Here is a 21114-nt window from a genome sequence, read left to right on the forward strand (position 1 = left end):
ACGCCTGAAGGGCGTCAGGGGCGGGAAGAAGTCATCTCCGTGGCCGCTTCGCGGACCATCTCGCGTAGCCACTGGTGCGCCGGGTCGGTATCGAGGCGCGGATGCCAGATCATTCCGTACGGGAAGGCATCGAACTCTTCCGGCGCTTCGACCAGCCGCAGCCGCGGATCTGTCACCTGCACCTCCGCCAGTCGGCGAGGAACTGTCGCCACGAGGGACGTGCCGGGCGTCGCGGTGATCGCCGCGCTGAAGAATGTCACCCGCAGCGCGGCTGTCCGGCTGCGGCCGTGGTTCTGCAGCCACCGCTCGATCATCGGCTGCTCGTTCGAGATCAGCGTGATGACCACGTGGCGGGCGTCTAGGTAGTCGGACAGCGAGAAACGATCCTGGACAGGATGGTCGCGGTCCACCACACAGACGAGGTCGTCGGTGAAAAGTTGCTGCCAGCGCAGCGGGGCCGCCGGGTGGAGCACCGACAGGGCGAGTTCGGCACGGCCGCGTTCGAGGTCCGGGTAGCTGTTCTGATCCCGTGGCTCGATGCGGATCTCGAGGTTGGGTGCGGCCGTGTAGAGCCGGGGCAGCAGGTGCGGTCCCAGGGTCGCGGTGGTGTAGTCGGTGCCGACGATGCGCATGACGCCGGTGGCCGTGGCCGGGTCGAAGCCGCGTCCGGCGACGAGGTTCTCCAGGCGCGGCAGCAGGAGCCCCAGCTCATGCCGCATCTCTCGCGCCCGCGGCGTCAGCTCGTAGTCGCCGCCGGACCGCACCAGGAGTTCGTCGCCGAATAGCACCCGCAACCGTTGCAGGGTGCGGCTCATCGACGACTGGCTCAGGTGGAACCGTACGGCGGCTCGGGACACGTGCCGCTCCTCGAGCAGCACGGCCAAGGCGCGCAGTTCCTGCCACAAGCCGAGGTGGCTATGCTTCACGCGCATAGTATGCATGTGATCCTCGCGTCGGCGCTCGATCGCGCGGGTCGGCATATCGGCGGGCAAGTGCGTCGGGCTGTGACGAAGGCGCAGATTCGTGATACTTCGATGTTGGTCGATCACACAGCTCACCGGCTCGGACCTTGACCGGGTAGAGCAGGGTTCTAGTTCGCCTCTGCCGTCGACTATCCGGGCTTCCTGCCGGCAGGATTTCCGACCGAGCTACGGGGTGGCCTCAATATCCGAAGGGTCACGGGACGTGGCCTGCTTCACCGTCATGCATGAGTGACCCGTGGTCATCCGGTCAGCGCTGCCCTCAGCTGGTCCAGTCCCAGCGAGCCGAGTTCCAGCGCCCGACGGTGAAATGCTCGCCGGTCGCCGCGGAAGGATGAGCAGCCTGCCAGCCATACCCGTTCACCTACCTTGTAGGTCAGCGCCTGCCCTGGCCTGCCCAGATAACGCGCGAGTTCCATGGATGCGTACGGCCCTTGATGACAACGGTCCCGCAGTAGCTGTAGCGCGGCATCGGGCGTCCACGATGTGCCGTCACCGGACGGCACCGGCAGCCGTAGGTGCAGGCCGATGTCGAGCACGACCCGCGCCGCCCGCAGCAGCTGCATGAACAGGTACCCCAAGCGTGCACCCGGCTGCTCGTAGCGCCCGAGTTCGTCCATGAACCGCTCGGCGTACAAGGCCCAGCCCTCTTGGCAGCCGGAGAGCCCGCCGAGCAGGTTCAGCCGTTGCCCAAGGCCGCCCTGGCAGGCCTCGTAGCCGATCTGGAGGTGGTGGCCGGGAACGCCCTCGTGGTACGCGGTGCTGTAGGCGAACCAGGTGGGGAAGCTCGCCTGGTCCTCGGGAAGAAACCACCAGACACGGCCTGGCCGCGTCAGGTCCTGCGACGGCCCGGTGTAGCCGGTGCCGGCCGACACGGTCACCCGGGACTCGATGCGCCGCAGTGGCGCGGGGATGTCGAAGTGCACGCCGTGCAACTGCTCGGTGGTGGCCTCCAGCAACTCCTGCAGCCACGCACCGAACGCGGCCCGGCTATGCAGGGTGCCCGGCGCGTCGGGCCTGTCGAGCCGATCGATCACCTCGGGCACGCTCCCGCCCAAGGCCTTCGCCTCCGTGACCAGGTCCGCCTCGATCGCGGTGAACTCGTCCCAGCCCCAGTCGTAAAGTTCACGCAGGTCCGGCTCGATGCCGAGGAAGGCTCGCACCCATAGTGCGTACCGATGCGGCCCGAAAGCCTCCTCACTGCGCGCCTGCGGTGCCAGGTCTGCGGTCAGCATCACGGCCAGTCTCTGGTACGCCTCTCGCGCGCTGCACGCCGCCGCCTGCAGCGACGCTCGCTGCCGCCCATCGCCGTAGCGCTTCGCCAGGGCGATGTCATCGTCGACCCAATCGCGGCAGCGCTGCGTCACGAGCTCCACTTGGCGCCGCGTCGGCAGGTGACCACGCTCGGCGGCGAGCAGGAGGCTGCGGGCATACCCGTCCAAGGCCGCGGGGATCGCGGCCTGGCGCGCGGCGACACGGGCCCAGCCATCCTCGTAAGCTGCGCCCTCGGTTTCGCGGCCGGGCACCGCCGCCTCGACGGACTGGCGGATGAGCTGAAGCGGGCCGGTGGCCGCCGCATGCAGTTCGCGCAGATCCTCCCCGGCATCGTGTAAGGCGATGCGGGCGCGCAGCCGTTCGGCGAGGTGAGCGTGCAGCGCCCCGTGCACGGTCTCGAGCTCGCGCAGGGCGCGGGCAGCGAGATCGGCGCGGGCCTGGTGGCCGTCGGGACTGTAGTCGGTGAGCCCGTCGACCTCATCCTCGCCGACGACCACTGCCGCGCAAGGGTCGAGGCGGGCCACGTCGCGCAGAAGCCGGCTGGCGAAGTCATCGATCACGGAGGCGATGCTAATGCCCGCCCTGCTTGGCGCGTACTGGCCTGCATCAATGCAGTGGCAAGTGGTTGACAACTTGGTCCGCCAACATTGGTGATTCGAGGCAGCGTGTGACGGGCGTGCGGTGGCCTTCTGCGCCCGCTCGTGCCGAGTCGGGCGTGCCGGCAGCGAACGAGAAGGTGTGCGCTCGGGCGTCTGCACCGTGGCTGCCACCTCGGGGCTCTTTGGTGGCAGGCTGGGATGCGTTCAGCGGCGACGCCGAGCGGATCCGGGCCGGAAGGACGTCTTCCGCGCCTCGAACCGCTCCTGAGCGTCAAGGACCGCATCCGCGTACCGGATGGCCCAGGCACCCATCGCCTGCATCGGCTCCAGCAGCGCGGTGCCTGCTTCGGTGAGCGCGTAGTCCACGCGCGGTGGCACTTCCGGGAACGGCCGGCGCTCCACCAGGCCGTTGTACTCCAGCCGGCGCAAGGCGTCGTTGAGTACCTTGGGGCTGATCCCTCCGATCCGGGTGAGGAGCGCTGCCGGCCGCATCGGACCGTCCACGGCGATTGTGAAGATCACGACGCTGTCCCAGCGGTTGGCGAGCACCTCGAATGCCACGCGGGCCCGGCAGTCGGAGGTGTAGTCGTCGAGCGGGGCAGCGGGATTACCCATGCGTCCATCCTGCCCGGTGTATTGCACACCGTTCGGTGTGCATCGACCTGCTTATCGTCCTGCCCGGCGGTCGGTACCGAGCCGCCGCAGAGCGAGGAACGGAGCAGGCGGATGAAAATCGGCATACTCGGCACGGGCGGTATGGCGGCGGCACTCGGCGGCGCGTGGACTACGGCCGGGCACGACGTGGTGATCGGCGGCCGGAATCAGGGGAGGGCGAAGCAGACCGCCGGAAGAATCGGCGCCGCCGGGTATGGCAGCCTCGCGGACGCGGCGGGCCACGGCGACGTCATCCTCGTCGCTGTCCCGGCGGCAGAGGCGCCGCAACTGGTGGACGGCCTCGCCGGGAATCTCGCCGGCCGGACAGTCATCGACTGCACCAACCCCGTCGTACCCACCAGCGACGGGTTGATGCTCAACACTGGTGGCACCATGTCTATGGCGCGGCAACTGGCAACTGCCGCACCCGACGCGCACGTGGTCAAGGCGTTTAACCTCTGCCACGTGAGCATCTGGACACTGCGTCCGCCGACCTTCGAAGGCATACCGCTGGCCGTGCCCTACTGCGCCGACCAGGCCGAGGCAGCAGCGGCGACGGAGAACCTCATCAGCTCCCTGGGCTGCACTCCTGCGCCGTGCGGCGGGCTGGCGCGGGCGGCGTACCTGGAGGCGACAGCGGCGCTTGCGATCGGGCTGTGGTGGGCGGGCCAGCAGCCGCGCGCGGCGTTCCCCTCCCTGGCAGAGGCGCCGCATAGCTGAGTTTGTCGAGTACAGCGGATCCACGGAAGCGGGGACCCGGGCTCAGCCCGAATCGGGTCCCCGCAAATCTGCGGCGAGGCGCCTTCGCCGAGTACGTCAGCGCACCGGCCGACGCGTTGGTGGCCAAGCCGTCCAACCTCACCTTCGAGGCGGCGGCCGCCACCCCGGTGGCGCGTTGAGGGCATCGCCGGGTCTGCGCGACAGGGTCGGATCCGGCCCAGGCGCCGGGTGCTCATCAACGGCGCATCGGGTGGCGTCGGCACCGTTGCCCGGAGCGATACGGTGGCAATCATGACGCAGTCAGTTCCGCGGCCGGTCCGGTGGGGAATCCTCGGCACCGGCGGCATCGCCGCCACGTTCGCCTCCGACCTGAAGCTGGTCGAGGGCGCCGTGCTCGCCGCCGTCGGATCGCGGACCGCCGAGGCCGCGACCACATTCGCCGCACGGCACGGATTCGCCCGCGCCCACGGCTCCTGGGCCGACCTGGCCGCGGACGACGAGGTCGACGTGATCTACGTGGCCACGCCGCACGCGTTCCACCAGGCGGCCGCCGCGGTTTGCATCGCCGGCGGCAAGCACGTGCTCTGCGAGAAGCCGATGACGCTGGACCGGCCGTCGTCGGCGACGCTGGTGGAGCAGGCCCGGTCGCGCGGCCTCTTCCTGATGGAAGCCATGTGGATGCGCTGCAACCCGGTCATCCGGCGCATTGCTGCCCTGGTCGCGGACGGTGCCATCGGCGAGGTGACCGCAGTGCACGCGGATCTCGGACTGCAGGGACCGTTCCCGGCCACGCACCGGCTGATGGACCCGGCGCTCGGTGGCGGCGCGCTACTGGACCTCGGCGTCTACCCGATCAACCTGGCCCACCTGATCCTGGGCACGCCAGCGTCCGTGCAGGCGTGGGCGCATCTGTCACCCGAGGGTGTCGACCAGAACACCGGCCTGCTGCTCGGCTACCCATCCGGTGCGGTGGCCGCGCTGTCGTGCAGTCTGGTCGCCGCGACCGGCAACGCGGCGACGATCACCGGCACCACCGGCCGGATCCAACTGCCGCCGGCCTTCTTCATGCCACGGACGTTCACGCTGCACCGTGGTGCCGACACCGAGGTCTTCGACCTGGACTTCCCCGGCAAGGGCTTTCAGTTCGAGGCCGAAGAGGTGCAGCGCTGCCTGGCCGCGGGCGAGGTGGAGAGCCCGCTGATGCCGCAGGCCACGACGCTGGAAATCATGGGTTTGCTGGATGCGATCCGCGAGCAGATCGGTGTCCGCTACCAGCCGCCCCGGAGCGGTCAGCCGAACAGCGGACGAACCACCAGGTAGACCAGGCAGGCGAAGGCTGCGGCGGCCGGGAACGGCTGCAGCCGGGCGGCGACCTTGCCGCGCCGCCGGCCAGGACGGGCCATGCTACCGGAATTCGGTCCACTTCGGAGTGGGAAGTCGGCGGTGCTCCGGCCGGCGGGTCCCTGGCTGGGCGCTGAGCGTGGTCATGAGAGCACGAATGACCACGCTCAGCGCCAGTTGAGGCGGTGCGGTCAGCGGGTCCGGTCCAGCACGGCGTGCTGGGCGGCCGCGTACTGCTCGCGGATCAACGGAACCGGGTCGTCCTCGTAGACCGCCGGGGTCTCCGCGGACCAGGCCGGCGGGGTGTCGCCGCCGGCAGTGACCCAGGCGGCCTGCCGGGCCGCGCCGTCGGCGACGTACTCCCCGGGCGGCGGGACCAGCACCGGCTTGCCGAACAGCGCGGGAGCGATACGGCGGACCGCCTCGCTCTTCGCCCCGCCGCCGACCAGGACGATCCGGTTGGCCTGGGCACCCTGGCCGACCAGCGCGTCCAGACCGTCGGCCAGCGCACACAGCATGCCCTCGATGGCGGCCCGGGCCAGGTGCGCCGGGTCGGACGTCTTCAGGGTCAGCCCGTGGATCGCGCCGGTGGCATCCGGCCGGTTCGGGGTCCGCTCACCTTCCAGGTACGGCACCAGGACCAGGCCGTCCGCACCGGCCGGCGCGGTCAGTGCGAGCCGGGACAGCTCGTCGTGCGAGACGCCGAGCAGTTTGGCGGCCGCGTCCAGGACCCGGGCGGCGTTGAGGGTGACCACGATCGGCAGGAACCGGCCGGTGGTGTCGGCGAACCCGGCCACCGTGCCGCTCGGGTCGACCGGCGCCGCGTCGGACGAGACGAAGACCGTGCCAGACGTGCCGATCGAGACGATCACGTCGCCGGGCAGCGCGCCGGTCCCGAGGGCGGCGGCCGCGTTGTCCCCGGCTCCCGGACCGAGCGGGGCGCCGTTGGGCAGGTGCCCGGCGATGCCCGTCGGACCGAGCACATCGGGCGTTCTCAGGGCTCGGCCGAAACCGAGCTCCAGCAGGTCGGGGCGATACTCGTTGGTCCTGGCGGACCAGTAGAGTGTGCCGCTGGCATCGCTCCGGTCGGTCTTGATGTCCGCGATATCGGTGGATCCGGACAGCTTCCAGGTCAGCCAGTCGTGCGGCAGGCAGACCGCGGCGACCCGGGCCGCGTTCGACGGCTCGTTGCGGGCCAGCCAGCGCAGCTTGGTCAGCGTGAAGCTGGCGACCGGCACGATGCCGACCGCTTCCGCCCACTTGTCCCCGCCGCCCAGCTCCTGGATCAGGTCGGCGGCCGCGCCGGCGCTGCGGGTGTCGTTCCACAGCAGCGCCGGGCGGACCACGTCACCGTTCTCGTCCAGCACGACCATGCCGTGTTGCTGGCCGGCCACCGAGGCGGCGGCCACGTCGTCCAGGCCGCCGGCCTCCTCGATCGCCTGCTGGAGCGCGGCCCACCAGGCGTCCGGGTGCACCTCGGTGCCGTCCGGATGGCTCGCCCGCCCCTGCCGGACCAGCTTCCCGGTCTCGGCGTCGCGGATCACGACCTTGCACGACTGGGTCGAGCTGTCAATCCCGGCAACCAGCGCCATGGTCAGCGGGCCCCGAGGACGTGCTCGATGGCGAGCTGGTTGAGCTTGACGAACCCGTAGCCCTGAGCGCCCGCGGCGTCGGCGTCGAAGTCCTCGAACGCGCTGCGGTCGGCGAGCAGGTCGGTGTACGACTCGCCCGGGCTCAGGGTGGGGGTGGACAGCTGGCCGACCTTGGCCGCGGCCAGCGCCTCCTGCACCTCCGGGTCGGCCCGGAACGCCTTGGCCCGCTCCTTGAGCAGCAGGTACACCCGCATGTTCGCCTTCACCGACTCCCAGACGCCGTCGAGGTCCTCGGTGCGCGACGGCTTGTAGTCGAAGTGGCGCGGGCCGTCGTAGACGATGCCGCCGTCCAGCCCGTTTTCCAGCAGGTCGACCGTGGAGAACGCGTTGAGCAGGTCGCCGTGGCCGAAGACCAGGTCCTGGTCGTACTTCGGGCCGTGCTGGCCGTTCAGGTCGATGTGGAAGAGCTTGTTGTGCCACAGCGCCTGGGCGATGCCGTGCGTGAAGTTGAGGTTCGACATCTGTTCGTGGCCGACCTCGGGGTTGATGCCGAACAGCTCGGGCCGCTCCAGTTCCTGAATGAAGGCGATGGCGTGGCCGGCGGTCGGGAGCAGGATGTCGCCGCGGGGCTCGTTCGGCTTCGGCTCGATGGCGAAGCGGAAGCCGTAGCCGCGGTCCTCCGAGTACTGCGCGAGGAGGTTGAGGGCCTCGCGGTAGCGGTCGAGGGCGGCCCGGACGTCCTTCGCCGAGTCGTACTCCGAGCCCTCGCGGCCGCCCCACAGCACCAGGATCTTGGAGCCCAACTCGGCGCCGAGGTCCATCTGGCGCAGCACCTTGCGCAGCGCGTAGCGCCGGACGCTGCGGTCGTTGCTGGTAAAGCCGCCGTCCTTGAACACCGGGTGGTTGAACAGGTTGGTGGTCACCGACGGGACGATCAGGCCGGTCTCGTCGAGCGCCTTCTTGAACTTGGCGATGATGCCGTCCCGGGTCGCGGCGTCGGCGCCGAACGGCACCAGGTCGTCGTCGTGGAACCCGACACCGTACGCCCCGAGCTCGGCGAGCTTGTACACGGTCTCGATCGGGTCGAGCGCGGGACGGGTGGCCTCACCGAACGGGTCGCGCGCCTGCCAGCCGACGGTCCAGAGACCGAAGGAGAACTTGTCATCACGTGTGGGCTGCACAGACACGCTTACCTCCGGGTAACGCGTTGGATTTGTTTGTTCGTTGAATTATTTGGCGGGGGTGTGGCGTTGTCAAGCCGTGACGGCTCGACTGACCTCCTCCTCGAGTGCCCCGTCGCTGCCTGGAGCAGTACGCCGGTCAGGAGGCGCTCGCCGCCGACGAGCCCCGGGCCGCCGCCGTGCCGGGCATCGCGCTGTCCGCGGTGGTCAACCTGCTGGACGTTGAGGCCGAGCTGCGGCACCGGGTGCTGACCGCGGGGCTCGCGCCGGTCACGCTGCGGGCAGCACGGTGGGGAACGAACGCCGCGGTGCAGGGGGCGGCGGTCGCGGTGGTACGGGAGGTGCGCGACGATCCGGCGTCCTGGCTGCGGCGGGTGGGCTGAGGGCGTACGCGGGCATCGCGGCCTGGCGCACGGCCGACCGGACCCGGAACAGCGGCGCGAAGGAGACACCCGCCGTCCCGCCGGTGTTGTCGCTCTTGCCGTCGGTGAGCAGGCTGATCCCGGTGCTGCCCGGCACCCTAGCCCGCCCCGAACACCGCCGGACGCGGCCGGGCCGGGTTGACGATGCCGAACCGGGGCCCGGCCCGCCGACCTGACCGACCTGAGCGGGGAGGCCCGGCAGACCTTCTTGCCCTGCAGACGCGCACCCTTGCCCTGCAGACGCGCACCGGCTGCGGACGACGACCCTGGCGGTGCGGGGGCGGCACAGGCCCGGCACCGGGTGACGCCTGTCAGAGCCGGGCCGCGGACGAGCTCAGGTACGCACGGCTCTCCGCGAGCGCCGCGAAGACATCGCCGTCGCTGGTCTGAAGCTCGACGATGTGCAGCGCGCCGGCCGGGGCGGCGGCCAGGATCCGCGCCGTCGGCATCGCGCCTCGCCCGAGGGCGACGTGCGGGGCGCCCTCGGTGATCGGGCCGTCCTTCAGGTGCAGGGCCGGCACCCGCTCGCCGAGCCGATCGATGACGGCGGGCACGTCGGCGCCACCGAGGGCCGCCCAGTAGCAGTCGATCTCGAAGAAGACCTCCGGGCTCAGGAGGTCGGCCAGGACCTCCAGGGCGTGCCGGCCGTCGATCTCGGATGCGAACTCGGACCAGTAGTTGTGGTAGCCGATCCGCAGGCCGTACCTGGCTGCCCGGTCGGCGAGGGCGTTCAGCGAGTCGGCGGTGCGGGCCAGCGCCCCCCGACTGGTGAAGGCGTCGTCGGGGAGGCCGGTTCCCACGATCGCCAGGTCGGTGCCGAGGGTGGCCACGGCCTCGAGAGCCCTGTCGCGGTCGGCGCTGAAGAATCGGTGCGAGTGGGCGCTGCAGATGGCGAGGCCGAGGTCCTCGGCTGTCGCGCGCAGGCCGGCCGGGTCGTCGAGGGCTTCGAACGGCTCGACGCCGCGGTATCCGAGGTCGGCTAGGCGGTGCAGAGCGGCGCGGCGGTCGGCCGCCAGCGCGTCACGGATGGTCCACAGGTTGACCGCCGGAGAGCTCGACATCAGTCAGTGCCTTTCCCGGTTGCTGTCGGGGGGATGTTCGGAAGCGCGAAGGACGAGACCCACGTCACCACCAGCAGGGCGGCGCACAGCCAATAGGCCAGCTCGCTCGCGGCGAACGGCGACGCGCCCCGGCCGATCTGGTCGAAGATCACCGTCGAGAAGATCGCCGCCGCCACCGCGCCGCCCAACTGCTGGAGGGCGTTGACGGCGCCGGTGGCCGACCCGAGCTCGCGGTCGTCGACCCGGGACAGGACAAGATTCAGGAACTGCCCGAAGAACAGGCCGGTGCCGACGCCGGCGATGAGCAGCGCGGGGGCCAGGTTGAAGCTGGTCAGGCCGGTGTCGAACAGCAGGCCGTCCGGACCCTGGCGGGTGGTGGTGCGGGCATTGCTCGCCACGGTCACCGCAGCGAGACCCATGCCCACGGCCTGGGCCAGGATTCCGGCCTGGAGCACCAGACGCGGGCTCCGCCTCGCGAGCAGCTGCCCGATGCCCATCGCGGCGATCGTGCCCACCGGCCACCAGGTGCCGGTCAGTCCGCTGCGCATCGGCGACCAGCCGACGTACAGCTGGACCAGTACGGGGTAGATGATGAAGGCTCCCGAACAGGCGCCGAAGAACAGGAAGACGACCACCGCGCCGCCGGTGAAGGACCGTTTGCGGAACAGGCTCGTCTCGATGAACGCGTCCAGCCTCCGCCGGTGCCGGGTCCGGGCATGGAGCGCGAAGAGCGCGAGAACCAGCACCGAGGAGATCATCATCGCCTGGGTCCACCAGGCCCACTGGTGCTCACGGCCCTGAATGACCGGATAGACGAACAGCCCGACGGCGACCGAGCACAGGATCATGCCGATGCCGTCGAGCTTCGGCCGGTTGTCGGGCCGGTGCCCGGCGGGCAGCGTACGGAGGGCGAAGAGGTACACGATGAGGCACGCCGGGATGTTGATGATGAACACCCAGCGCCACGACGCGTAGGTGATCAGCGTGCCACCCAGGATCGGGCCGGCGGCGGAGGAGAGGCTCATGAAGGGCCCGAAGATGGCGAACGCCTTCGCGCTGTGCTCCTGGCCGAAGCTCTCGCGGATCATGCTGACGCACTGCGGGATCATCATCGCCGCGGCACCGCCCTGCAGCAGCCGCGCGACGATCAGCTGGACCGGGGTCTGCGCCACCGCGCACGCCGCCGACGTGAGCGTGAACCCGGCGAGGCCGATGAGGAACATCCGGCGGCGACCGACGATGTCACCGAGACGGCCGCCGGCGAGCAGCAGCACCGCGAACGTCAACAGGTAGCCGATGCTGATCCACTGGAACTGCGCGTCGGACGCGCCGAGATCGTTCCGGATCGCCGGGGCGGCGACGTTCATCGCCGTGGCGTCCAGCAGGTCCATCATCGCCGCGCCCAACACCGTGAACAGGACCGCCCAAGCGGCCCGAGGCGGTGCTGAGGGGCCGGCCTGACGGCCGGGTCGCGATATCACGGACACGGGAGCCTCGGCAGCGCCCGGATCAGCGGTCGCCAATGGGCCATGGCCACCCTCCGGGTATTTCGGCAACGATCTGGACCAAACTAATGGGCCGGACCGCGAACTGCCAAGGCCCTCTCCATCGACGCAGGTCGGGCCGGGGGTTCGCCGTGGGCTCCGGCATCCTGCCGCGAAGGCCGACCTGTAGCGTCCCACCCATGCCGATCGACATCGGCGCACCCATGCGCCACGCCACCATGCGGGAGCGGAATCTGGCCGTCCTGCTCGGCGTCATCGCGGAACATCAGCCGGCCACCAGGGCACAGCTCGCCGCGCTGACCGGCTTCACCAAGACTACGGTGTCGAACCTGATCGCGGTGCTCGCCGAGGCCGGCCTCGTGCACAACGGCGGCATGGTGCACGACGGCGACCGCGGCCGCCCGGGAACCGGCGTCCTGGTCGACGGCGCGGGTGCCGCCGGGCTCGGCCTCGAGGTGACCGTCGACTACCTGGCGGCCTGTGTCCTCGACCTCAGCCGCCGGGTGCGCTACCGGCACCTGGTGACGGCCGACAACCGGAACCGCCGGCCCGAGGAGATCGCCGCGGCGCTGTCCCTGCTGGCCGGGAAGGCCATCGGTTCCGCGCAGGAGCAGGGTCTGACCGTGGCTGGGGCCGTCGTGGCGGTGCCCGGTCTGCTCGACCGCTCCGGGATGCTGCGCGCACCCAGCTTCCGCTGGCGCGACGTGCCGGCCGCGACATTGCTCGACCGCGTCCTTCGCGAGCTGCGGCTGCCGACCAAACTGGAGAACGAGGCGAACCTGGCGGCGCTCGGCGAACTGTGGTTCGGCGCGGGACGCCCGCTGGGCGACTTCCTGCACGTCTCCGGTGAGATCGGTATCGGCGCCGGCATCATCCTGAACGGCCGGATCTTCCGAGGCTTCCACGGGTTCGCCGGCGAGCTGGGCCACATCCAGGTCGATCCGGACGGGCCGCAGTGCGCCTGTGGTGCGCGTGGGTGCCTGGAACTCGTCGCCGGCCGGGAGGCGATGCTCCGCGCGGTGGGGCTCGAGCCGTTGACCGCCTGGTCCGGCCTGGACGAACAGATCTCCGCCCTCATCGAACTACTCGAGGCGGGCGACCGCGGTGCCATGGAGGTGGTGCGGCGGGCCGGTGACGCTCTCGGACGCGCGCTGACCTGCATCGTCAAGGGACTGGACCCGGGCGCGATCGTGCTGGGCGGCACCTTCTCCCGGCTCGCCGCATGGATACTGCAGCCGACCGAGGCGGCACTGCGGGCCGGGGCGCTGTACGAGCAGACGCCCACCGTCGTCATCTCGCCCCTGGGTGGGGACGCGGTGATGCTCGGCGCGGCCGGGCAGGTCATCGAGGACATCTACGCCGATCCGGCAGTCCTGCTCCGCTGACGCCCGTCACCCAATCGGCACCATTGTGGATTAACGTGCGTCCATGCCTCGCATCGCAGTCCTCGGCGCCGGTCCGGTAGGTGTGGGTGTGGTGGAACGGCTGCTGGCCAACGCCGGTCTCCTGACGCCGGACCGGGCCATCGAGATCGTCCTGGTCGACCCGCACCCGGCCGGTCCCGGACGGATCTGGCGGGACGGGCAGTCGCCGCTGATGCGGATGAACTCGCTCGCCAAGGACGTCACCCTCTTCCCCGGCGAATCCGTACGCTGCGCCGGCCCGGCGCGTCCGGGACCGTCGCTGGCCGAATGGGCGGCGGCCACGGCCGCCGGGACTCTTCCGCCCGTCGATCCCCGGCTGGCCGATGATGTACGCGAGACCGGCCCGGCCTCGTTCGCGACCCGGCGGCTGCAAGGCGCCTACCTGTCCTGGTTCCTCGGCGAGGTGATCCGACAGGCGCCGCCCGGCACCCGGGTGACCGTGCATGAGGGCCGCGCCGTGGCACTCACCAGGGCGCCGGACGGCACCGAGCGGGTGCACCTGGCGGACGGTTCCCGGATCGACGCCCACGCGGTGGTCCTCGCACTCGGCCACCTCGACGCCCGGCCGCAGGGTGAGCAGGCGGAGGCGGCCGGGTTCGCGGAGCGGCACGGACTCGTGTACCTGCCGCCCGGCTTTGTCGCAGACGCCGATCTGTCGGTGCTGCCGGCCGGCGCCGACGTCCTGGTCCGGGGCATGGGACTGGCCTTCTTCGACCTGATGGCCCTGGTCACCGAGGGACGCGGCGGCCGGTACGTCCGCGAGGTCGGCGGCGAGCTTCGCTATGTGCGTTCCGGACGCGAGCCACGGCTGCTGGTTGGTTCCCGCCGGGGCATGCCGTACCGGTGCAAGCCGAGCCACCGGCTGGTCCATGGGCCGGTGCGGGACCTGCGCTATTTTCCCCAAGCTCTCGGGCAGTCGCTCGCCGGAGACGCGATGCTCGACTTCCATCGCGACATCTGGCCGCTCATCCTGAAGGACCTGAGCTACGCGTACTACCGCGAGTTGTTCGCCGCCGCTCCGCAGCACACCGCCATGCCGTGGCAGGACTTCGAACGCCTGCATGCTGCCGCCGCCGTGGACGAACTCGACGCGCTCGCCGAGAAGGCGGTTCCCCAACCGGCCCATCGGTGGAACGTGGACGATCTCCGTGCGCCGCTGCGGCACACCGAGCCGCACACCGTCGACGACTTTCGCGTACGGTTCGTCACGCTGTTGCAGCAGGAACTGCAGCGCAGCGCCGATCCGGCCCGGTCCGCCGATTCCGCCGTCTACGGCGCCCAGCTGCTGTTCTTCGAGCACCTTCCGCGCCTGCGGCCCCGCCTGGCCCCCCGGGCCCAGGTCGAGGAGCTGGACGGGGCCTGGTTCGCCCTGTTCAACCTGGTGGCGAGCGGTCCGCCCGCCTTCCGGATGGAGGAGCTGCTGGCGCTGTGCCGTGCGGGCGTGGTCCAGCCGCTCGGCTCGGGGATGCGGGTGCGACTCGACGAATCGACCGGCCGCTACTGGGCCGGCGGCGCCAACATCTGCGAGGAACGCCCGGCCGCCGTGCTGATCGACGCCCGGCTGCCCGAGCCGACGGTCGCCGGCACAGTCGACGAGCTGCTGGGAGCGCTGCACTCCTCCGGAGCCGCTTCGGAGGAGTGCCTGACCGATCCGGCGACCGGCTACCGCAGGCCGACCGGACGGATCGCCGTCGACGAACGGGGCCGCCTGGTGGCTGCCGACGGCACCGTGCATCTGGCACGTTATGCGCTGGGCTGGAACACCTCGCTGCGCGGGGCGCGGGCGTTCGCCATACCCGGCACCGATGCGGTCACGTTCCGGCACGGGGACCAGGTCGCGCGGGCCGTGCTGACCGGGCTGCCACCCGTGGCGTGAAAGGACGGCATGGCATCGACGTTGACAACTCTGATGATGCATGCTCCCATTAGTCCATCATTTGGACTTAATGACGGGGGCACGCTGTGGGCGACAGCGGGAAAGATCCAGGGGAGATCGTGCTCAGCGTGGTCATCCCCAGTTACTACAATGTGCAGTGCCTCGAACTCGTGCTTCAGTCGCTGGCCGTTCAGACGATGCCGGCGGAAAAATTCGAGGTCATCGTGGTCTACAACGGCTGCGAGCCGCCGGCCCGGCTCGCCGAGCTGCGCGCGAACACGCCTTATCTGCTGCGGGAGCTGACCTCGCCGAAGGGCTGGTCCGCGGCGCGCAACGCCGGCATCCTGGCCGCCAACTGTGAGCGGCTGCTGCTGCTCGACAACGACTCGCTCTGCCCGCCCGACCTCCTCGAACGTCACTGGAACCTGGCGGAGAAGGATCCGTCCAGCGTCGTGATGGGCGGTCGCGGCGAGCTGGGCGTCCAGGGCTGGGCCGCGCTGCACACCGTGATGACCGGCAAGGGCGTCGTCGACACCATCCCCGTGGAACACGATGTGCGGGCCCGGTCCGCACCCTCCGAGCCGTGGATGTACGGCTTCACCAACAACTTCGGCCTGAGTCGGGCGGACGCCCTGGCGGTGGGCATGTTCGATGTGGACTTCGACGCCCGATGGGGCGGCGAGGACCTGGACATCGCGTACCGGCTGTACCGCCACTTCGACCGTGATCGCTCGCGGTTTCACTACGAGCCCACACTGCGTGTCTGGCACGTGCCGCACTATCGCAACCTGCGGAAGGCCTTCGGCGACCATTTCGCGAGCCTGGCGTTGCTGCGGGACAAGCACCGGCACTACGAGGTCGAGCTGATCGCCGGACTGCCCGAGGTCCTGGCCGGCTCGCTCGCCGACATCGCGGAACGGGTCACCGAGTACCGCAGGGTCATGGCGGTGTGCGCCGACGCGGGCCTGTGCTCGATCAAACCCTGGCGAGCCGCCGTCGATCCGCTGCGTGAGCAGGATCCGCAACGCCCCGACCTGGTCATCGCCTACGACACCGAGCAGCTCGGCACGCAGCGCCTGGTCACCTTCGACTACGGACGCGGCACGGACGCGACCAACCTGCATCTGCTCGGGGCCGATGTGCCGTTCTCCGAGGGCACCTTCCGGGCCGCGTTCTCCGTCGACTTCTGGCGTCTGCTGCGGATGCCGGATCTCCTCGCCTTCGTCACCACAGCACTGATCGTCGCCGACGAGTTGTTCCTGGCCGCCTCCGAGGACCTGATTGCCCGCGGGCCTGCGCTGGGCCTGGACCCGCTGGTGGACCTCCGGTACTTCGCCGAGCTGGTCGAGCCGGTCTACCACGTCACGAGCCAGCAGGTCGCCGGCGTTGGGACCCTGCTGCGCGTCGTACCCGCCACCTGATCCGCGTCCTGGTCCTGGCCCGGGCCGGCGTCACGCGCCGCCCTCCTCAGTCTTTCATCCGCTGGACACCTTGAGGTGACTCGCATATGCATGACCTGGAACTCGAACGGCTGCTGAGCCGCGAGAACCGGCACTATCTGGACAGCATCGACCTGATCGCCGCTTCGAACGCACCGATCGCCGCGGTCCGTGACAACCACGCGTGGGGCGTGGCCCAGTTCCGCTCCGCCGAGGGGCGCCTGGGGAACAAGCCCTACGCCGGCACCTCGATCTTCGACGAGGTGGAGCGACTGGCGGTGGAGCGGGCCCGCGCGGTGTTCGGCGGCGAGCACGCCAACGTGCAGCCCGTCTCCGGCTCCCTGGCGAACCTGGCCGCCTACCGGGCGCTGATGAAGCCCGGCGACACCATGATGGCCATGGCGGTGACCTCCGGCGGGCACCTCTCGCACGGCCATCCCAAACACATCGTCTCCGAGCTGTACCGGGTCGTGCCGTACACCGTCGATCCCGGAACCGGCCTGCTGCCGTACGACGACATCCGGCGGATCGCGGAACGGGAACGCCCGCGCGTCATCGTCGCCGGGTATTCCGCGTATCCCCGGGCGGTCGACTTCGCCCAGCTCAGCGAGATCGCGCAGGGGGTGGGTGCGACCCTGATCGCCGACATCTCGCACATCGCCGGCCTGGTGGCGGCCGGACTGCACGACAACCCGAGCGCGTACCCGGACACCGTCGTGACCACCTCGGTGGAGAAGACGTTGCGCGGTACCCGCGGCGGGATCGTCCTGTGCCCCGCGTCGCTGCAGGCGCGGATCGACTCGGCGGTCTTCCCCGGCCTGCAGTCCTCGGTGGGGATGGCCGGGCTGGTCTCCCTCGCGGCCACCCTGCACGATGCGGCCGGCCCCGCCTTCCAGGCATATCAGGAGCGGGTGGTGAGCAACGCGCGGCGGATGGCCGGGCTGCTGCTCGACGGCGGGCTTGACCTGCTGACCGGTGGCACCGACACCCACCTGCTGGTCATCGACCTCACCCGCACCGCGCTGACCGGGCGGGACGCCGAAGGCCGGCTGCAGGAACTGGGAATCCTGTCGAACCGGAACATGCTGCCCGGCGACCCGAGGCCGCCATTCGTCGCCAGCGGGCTGCGACTCGGCACGCCGACGATCACCTCGCGCGGCTACGACGACGAGGACGTCGCCGAACTCGCCGACATCGTGCTGGCGGCGCTGCGCGCGCAGGACTGGGACACGTCGAAGGCCACCCTGCTGCGCAAGCGCGCGGACGTGCTGCGCGCCCGGGTGCGCCCGAACGACGCACTGAGCGACCTGGCTGCGTCGGCCGCCGGCGATGAGCTCTGAGGCCAAGCCCGGACCGGCGAGCGGCGGTACGCTCCGACGACACGGGCCGGTCGCGGGCTTCCACACCTTCCGCAGCTACGCGGGCCATCCGGGCAAGGACGGCGCGAACTTCGCCTACACCGAGGTCGCCCGGCTGCTGGGTGACAGCGTCGAGGTCCGGCCCAAACCGCACGACGTGGTGGACCTGTTCCGCAGCGACGAGGCGGCGCGGGCGGCTCTGTCCGGCTGCGACGTCGTGGTGGCGACGGTGGGCCCGCACGCCTACCTGTACTTCCACCTGCGGGAACGGCTCGGGCTCAACTTTCGGATCATCCGTGACGCACGTACCGCGCTGTGGAACGGCTATCTGCAGCAGGAGGTGCTCTCGGCTCCCTACCTGCGCCCCGACGACGTGCTCTACCACTCGTCGCGGTACTCGCTCGTGCTCTACAGCATGCTGTTCCCCGGCCTCGCGCACTCCCGGCAGGCCGTCTGTTATCCGCTGCTGCGCTGGTTTCCCGCGCAGCTGGCCGGATCGTGGACCGGCTCGGGAGGCGGCAGCACGCGCATCGGTTTCGTCGGCCGGCTCACCGATGACAAGAACCACTCGCAGGCGGTCGACCTGCAGCGGGAGCTGAACCGGCGCGCTCCCGGCGCCTTCCGGACGGTGGCGATCGGCGAGGGCGGGCAGGGCACGGCGGCCGGCGCACCAGCGGTCCCGGGCTACACGTGCCGGCCACCGGTGGATCGGGCCCGCCTGTGGCAGGACTACCGGGAGATGGACGTGTTGTTCTTCCCCAGCACGTCGTCGCTGGAGACCTTCGGGCGCGTGCTGGTCGAGGCGTCCTTCATCGGGACACCGGTGCTGGCCTCCACGCACGCGGCCGCCTCCGAGTTGCTGCCGAGTGAGTCGTTGTTGCCCACCACCCTGCGCGAGGACATCGATTTCACTACCCACCTGGCCGCACGACTGGGCGATGTCGACATCGCGCACGCGGCCGACCTGCTTGTCGCCGGCGCGATCCCACCCGCCGGACGGGGACACACCCATTACGCCGAGCACGACCGGCTCCTGCTCGACATGATCCGCGGGGACGCCCCGGACCGGTCCGGGGCCCAACCGACTCCGACCGCGGTCCAGCAGGCGTTCCTCGACCGGCTCCGGATGCGCGGGCTGGACCTGCCGCCGGATCCCGCGGCGGCGGACCGGATGATCAGTAAGCTGCGCCGGTCGTTCACCGCGCTGCACCGCACTGGCACTCCGCGGCACCTGGGCACGCTCGCCATGCTGCTGGCGCGCTCCGGCTACCGCCGCAAGACCGCGTCCTTCGTCCGCAAGAGCCTGTTCCACGGCGAGGACTTCACCAACATCGGTGGCATCGATCTTCAGCTGAGTCACCTCATCGGCTTCGAGCCGCGCTTCACGATCACCTCCCACCGCGACGAAAGCGGAAGCCCGTGCTGAACAAACTGATCGTTCCGTACGACAAGCAGCGGTTCGACTTCGCCGCCGTGATGAGCGCGGCGACCGGTGTGCCGGACCTCGCTCAGTGGCATCACCACCACGCACCCGCCGAGGCGGAGGAGCCGCCGGGCTTCGGCGATCAGGCCTCCGCGATGCATCAGAAGCTCTACGACATCGAGGAGATCTCCTCGCTGTACCGGGAGTTCGTTCTGACGGTGATCACCGAACTGGTCGGCGAGGACGTCCGCTACCAGCATGTGCCGAACTGGCGTATCCAACTGCCGGGACGCCACGGCGTCGGCAGCTATCACCGCGATCGCAGCGGCGGTCACAACCCCTGCGAGATCACGTTCTGGGTACCGCTCACCGACGTGACCTCGGAGAACTGTCTGTGGGTCGAATCGAGCGAGGGCGCTGAGGACTTCCGGCCGCATCCCATGCGCTATGGGCAGATGCTCGCGTTCGACAGCGCGAACCTCATGCACGGCAACGTCCGCAACGCCTCCGACCGGACCCGGGTCAGCTTCGACTTCCGGGTGATCCCCGCATCCGTCTTCCACGACGGACTCGTCACGCCGCACCACACCGGTGTCGACGGCCCCATCCAATGGCACGCGTCGCGCCCCGCGCAGCGCACCGGAGGAGCGAGGACGTGACCGAGGTCGGTGCCGAAACCGGTCCGGTGTACGACGCGATCGTCGTCGGTTCCGGGTTCGCCGGCTCCTGGGCCGCCAAGGAGTTGGCGGAAGCCGGATTCCGCACCCTGGTCCTCGAGGCCGGGCCGGTGCGCCGCGCCGCAGAGATCCCGGACCGCGCCGCCTCGTATGCCGCCGCCGGCCATCACGACGATCGCACCTGGGCGCGGCAGCCGGTGCAACGCAGCCACTTCAACTTCGCTCTGCGCGGGCCCCACCTGTTCGTCGACGACCTGGAGCACGCCTACGAGACGCCACCCGGGAAGCCGTATACCTGGATCCGCGGTATGCAGGTCGGCGGGCGGTCGTTGCTCTGGGGCGGGTCGGCGCTGCGCCTGTCCCCGTTCGAGATGACGGTCGGCGAGGTCGACGGCTGCTCGCTGAGCTGGCCGATCGGGTACGACGACCTGGCCGCTGCCTACGACGTCGTGGAGGAACTGGTCGACCTGCGGGGCACCGCCGAGGATCTCGCGCAGCTCCCCGATGGGCGCTTCCGAGGCAAGCCGCCGGCGCTCACCCCCGCCGAGGTGCATTTCCAGCACATCTACCGTCGGCGGAACACTCGCCCGATCCCGGTGCGCTTCGTCGCGGCCGATCAGGGCGAGGACCGCTGGCCAGGGTTCACCATGCAGGCCACCGCCCTCGCCAGGGCCGAACGGACCGGCCGGGTGACGCTGCGATCGGACGCCCGTGTCACCTCGGTGACCGTCGATCCGGACAACGGCCGGGCGACCGGCGTCAGCTACGTGGACGTCATCTCGGGCTCCCGCCACCACGCCCGCGCCCGGGTCGTGTTCCTCTGCGGTGGCACCATCGAGACCGCCCGGCTCATGCTGAACTCGCACAGCCCTCGTCATCCCGACGGGCTCGGCAACAGCAGCGGCTGGCTCGGCCGCGGGCTGATGGACCACCCGCTGGTCACCTCATCCGGGGTCCTCGACGGTCACCCGCCGATGCCCACCCACCCGCCGGCCGGCCGCCAGAGCGGCCTGCTCGTCCCGCCGCCGCAGCCGGAGACTGGCGACGTCCGCCCGTTCGCCCTCTGGGTGACGCTGCAGCGTGGCGACTCCGGTCCGGCGCCGGGCGGGATCGACGCGCAGGGGGAGATGCTGCCGTACTGGCACAACCGGGTGCGGCTCAGCGACACCCGAGACCGGTGGGGTGTCCCCGTGCCGATCATCGAATGTGGATACGGGCCGCACGAGGATCGGCTCTACCACGCCATGCGGAGCGAGGTCGAGCGGGCCGCGTGGGTCGCCGGCCTGAGGCTCACCGCGGTCGCGGACACGCTGACGGCGCCCGGCCGCAACGTCCATGACCTGGGTACCGCCCGGATGGGCCGGTCACCGGCCGACTCCGTCGTGGACCGGAACAATCGCTGCTGGGACGCACCGAACGTCTTCGTCGCCGACGGCGCCTGCTTCCCCTCCGGTGGCTGGCAGAATCCGACCCTCACGATCATGGCGATCGCGGTGAGAGCGGGGCGGTTCGCGGCGGGGTTGCTGCGCGACAAGGCGTACTGACCGGGAACAAGACATCGCCGGACGCGGGCCCTGCTCCGTGGTT

17 protein-coding genes are annotated in these 21114 nt (G+C 70.5%); 10 read left to right on the plus strand and 7 right to left on the minus strand.

Annotated elements, in window-relative coordinates:
* Positions 1-14: 14 nt before the first annotated feature.
* The 3 genes from E1182_RS02160 to E1182_RS02170 form a co-directional block, all read right to left on the minus strand.
* Positions 15-1058, minus strand: coding sequence for a LysR family transcriptional regulator (locus E1182_RS02160; protein WP_132260917.1), 1044 nt, complete (start codon positions 1056-1058; stop codon positions 15-17).
* 164 nt (positions 1059-1222) lie between these two features.
* Positions 1223-2815: a DUF885 domain-containing protein gene (locus E1182_RS02165; RefSeq protein ID WP_132260918.1), complete on the minus strand. Its 1593-nt coding sequence runs from the start codon at positions 2813-2815 to the stop codon at positions 1223-1225.
* A 243-nt stretch (positions 2816-3058) separates the two neighbouring features.
* On the minus strand, positions 3059-3469 hold the full coding sequence (locus tag E1182_RS02170; protein WP_132260919.1) for a helix-turn-helix domain-containing protein: 411 nt from the start codon (positions 3467-3469) through the stop codon (positions 3059-3061).
* Between the two features lie 21 nt (positions 3470-3490).
* Between E1182_RS02170 and E1182_RS02175 the strand changes: the two genes are divergently transcribed.
* Both E1182_RS02175 and E1182_RS02180 read left to right on the plus strand, forming a co-directional pair.
* Complete coding sequence (locus E1182_RS02175; protein WP_256370795.1) at positions 3491-4228, plus strand: NADPH-dependent F420 reductase; 738 nt, start codon at positions 3491-3493, stop codon at positions 4226-4228.
* 291 nt (positions 4229-4519) lie between these two features.
* Positions 4520-5548, plus strand: a complete 1029-nt coding sequence (locus tag E1182_RS02180) for a Gfo/Idh/MocA family protein (RefSeq protein ID WP_132260921.1) — start codon at positions 4520-4522, stop codon at positions 5546-5548.
* 212 nt (positions 5549-5760) lie between these two features.
* Here the strand turns inward: E1182_RS02180 and xylB are convergent, their stop codons facing one another.
* Both xylB and xylA read right to left on the minus strand, forming a co-directional pair.
* Positions 5761-7161, minus strand: coding sequence for a xylulokinase (xylB, locus tag E1182_RS02185; RefSeq protein ID WP_132260922.1), 1401 nt, complete (start codon positions 7159-7161; stop codon positions 5761-5763).
* 2 nt (positions 7162-7163) lie between these two features.
* Positions 7164-8348: a xylose isomerase gene (gene xylA, locus E1182_RS02190; protein ID WP_132260923.1), complete on the minus strand. Its 1185-nt coding sequence runs from the start codon at positions 8346-8348 to the stop codon at positions 7164-7166.
* 101 nt (positions 8349-8449) lie between these two features.
* Between xylA and E1182_RS02195 the strand changes: the two genes are divergently transcribed.
* Entirely contained in the window at positions 8450-8725 is a 276-nt protein-coding gene (locus E1182_RS02195) for a hypothetical protein (protein ID WP_243705980.1), read from the plus strand.
* Positions 8726-9075: 350 nt separating this feature from the next.
* Here E1182_RS02195 and E1182_RS02200 read toward each other — a convergent pair whose 3' ends face one another.
* Positions 9076-9825 (minus strand): sugar phosphate isomerase/epimerase, encoded by a 750-nt coding sequence (locus tag E1182_RS02200; protein ID WP_132260924.1) that lies wholly within the window; start codon positions 9823-9825, stop codon positions 9076-9078.
* On the minus strand, positions 9825-11219 hold the full coding sequence (locus E1182_RS02205) for an MFS transporter (protein WP_132260925.1): 1395 nt from the start codon (positions 11217-11219) through the stop codon (positions 9825-9827). Before E1182_RS02205 ends, E1182_RS02200 begins: the two co-directional genes overlap by 1 nt.
* A gap of 290 nt (positions 11220-11509) precedes the next feature.
* Here E1182_RS02205 and E1182_RS02210 point away from each other — a divergent pair, with 290 nt between their 5' ends.
* The 7 genes from E1182_RS02210 to E1182_RS02240 all read left to right on the plus strand — a co-directional run bounded on the left by E1182_RS02210 (position 11510) and on the right by E1182_RS02240 (position 21071).
* On the plus strand, positions 11510-12715 hold the full coding sequence (locus E1182_RS02210) for an ROK family transcriptional regulator (protein ID WP_207921230.1): 1206 nt from the start codon (positions 11510-11512) through the stop codon (positions 12713-12715).
* 43 nt (positions 12716-12758) lie between these two features.
* The gene (locus tag E1182_RS02215) at positions 12759-14630 is read left to right on the plus strand and encodes an FAD/NAD(P)-binding protein (RefSeq protein WP_132260926.1); all 1872 of its coding nucleotides are present in this window, start codon (positions 12759-12761) and stop codon (positions 14628-14630) included.
* A 128-nt stretch (positions 14631-14758) separates the two neighbouring features.
* Entirely contained in the window at positions 14759-16051 is a 1293-nt protein-coding gene (locus E1182_RS02220) for a glycosyltransferase family 2 protein (RefSeq protein ID WP_165942480.1), read from the plus strand.
* Between the two features lie 86 nt (positions 16052-16137).
* Complete coding sequence (glyA, locus tag E1182_RS02225) at positions 16138-17409, plus strand: serine hydroxymethyltransferase (protein ID WP_132260928.1); 1272 nt, start codon at positions 16138-16140, stop codon at positions 17407-17409.
* On the plus strand, positions 17399-18853 hold the full coding sequence (locus E1182_RS02230; RefSeq protein ID WP_132260929.1) for a glycosyltransferase: 1455 nt from the start codon (positions 17399-17401) through the stop codon (positions 18851-18853). The genes glyA and E1182_RS02230 overlap by 11 nt, the downstream gene beginning before the upstream one ends.
* A gap of 50 nt (positions 18854-18903) precedes the next feature.
* Complete coding sequence (locus E1182_RS02235; protein ID WP_132260930.1) at positions 18904-19509, plus strand: hypothetical protein; 606 nt, start codon at positions 18904-18906, stop codon at positions 19507-19509.
* Positions 19506-21071 carry a GMC oxidoreductase gene (locus E1182_RS02240; protein WP_243705981.1) on the plus strand — a complete coding sequence of 522 codons (1566 nt, stop codon included), beginning with the start codon at positions 19506-19508 and terminating at the stop codon, positions 21069-21071. The genes E1182_RS02235 and E1182_RS02240 overlap by 4 nt, the downstream gene beginning before the upstream one ends.
* Positions 21072-21114 lie beyond the last annotated feature (43 nt).

This window comes from Micromonospora sp. KC721 (assembly GCF_004348355.1).
Taxonomy (GTDB): Bacteria; Actinomycetota; Actinomycetes; order Mycobacteriales; family Micromonosporaceae; genus Micromonospora.

What these genes read in the sequence shown, in the direction of transcription:
- E1182_RS02170 (WP_132260919.1), bottom strand. Translation starts at nt 3,469, where the DNA reads ATGGGTAATCCCGCTGCCCCGCTCGACGACTACACCTCCGACTGCCGG.
- E1182_RS02180 (WP_132260921.1), top strand. Translation starts at nt 4,520, where the DNA reads ATGACGCAGTCAGTTCCGCGGCCGGTCCGGTGGGGAATCCTCGGCACC.
- xylB (WP_132260922.1), bottom strand. Translation starts at nt 7,161, where the DNA reads ATGGCGCTGGTTGCCGGGATTGACAGCTCGACCCAGTCGTGCAAGGTC.
- E1182_RS02200 (WP_132260924.1), bottom strand. Translation starts at nt 9,825, where the DNA reads ATGTCGAGCTCTCCGGCGGTCAACCTGTGGACCATCCGTGACGCGCTG.
- E1182_RS02205 (WP_132260925.1), bottom strand. Translation starts at nt 11,219, where the DNA reads ATGATGGACCTGCTGGACGCCACGGCGATGAACGTCGCCGCCCCGGCG.
- E1182_RS02210 (WP_207921230.1), top strand. Translation starts at nt 11,510, where the DNA reads ATGCCGATCGACATCGGCGCACCCATGCGCCACGCCACCATGCGGGAG.
- E1182_RS02215 (WP_132260926.1), top strand. Translation starts at nt 12,759, where the DNA reads ATGCCTCGCATCGCAGTCCTCGGCGCCGGTCCGGTAGGTGTGGGTGTG.
- glyA (WP_132260928.1), top strand. Translation starts at nt 16,138, where the DNA reads ATGCATGACCTGGAACTCGAACGGCTGCTGAGCCGCGAGAACCGGCAC.
- E1182_RS02230 (WP_132260929.1), top strand. Translation starts at nt 17,399, where the DNA reads ATGAGCTCTGAGGCCAAGCCCGGACCGGCGAGCGGCGGTACGCTCCGA.
- E1182_RS02235 (WP_132260930.1), top strand. Translation starts at nt 18,904, where the DNA reads ATGAGCGCGGCGACCGGTGTGCCGGACCTCGCTCAGTGGCATCACCAC.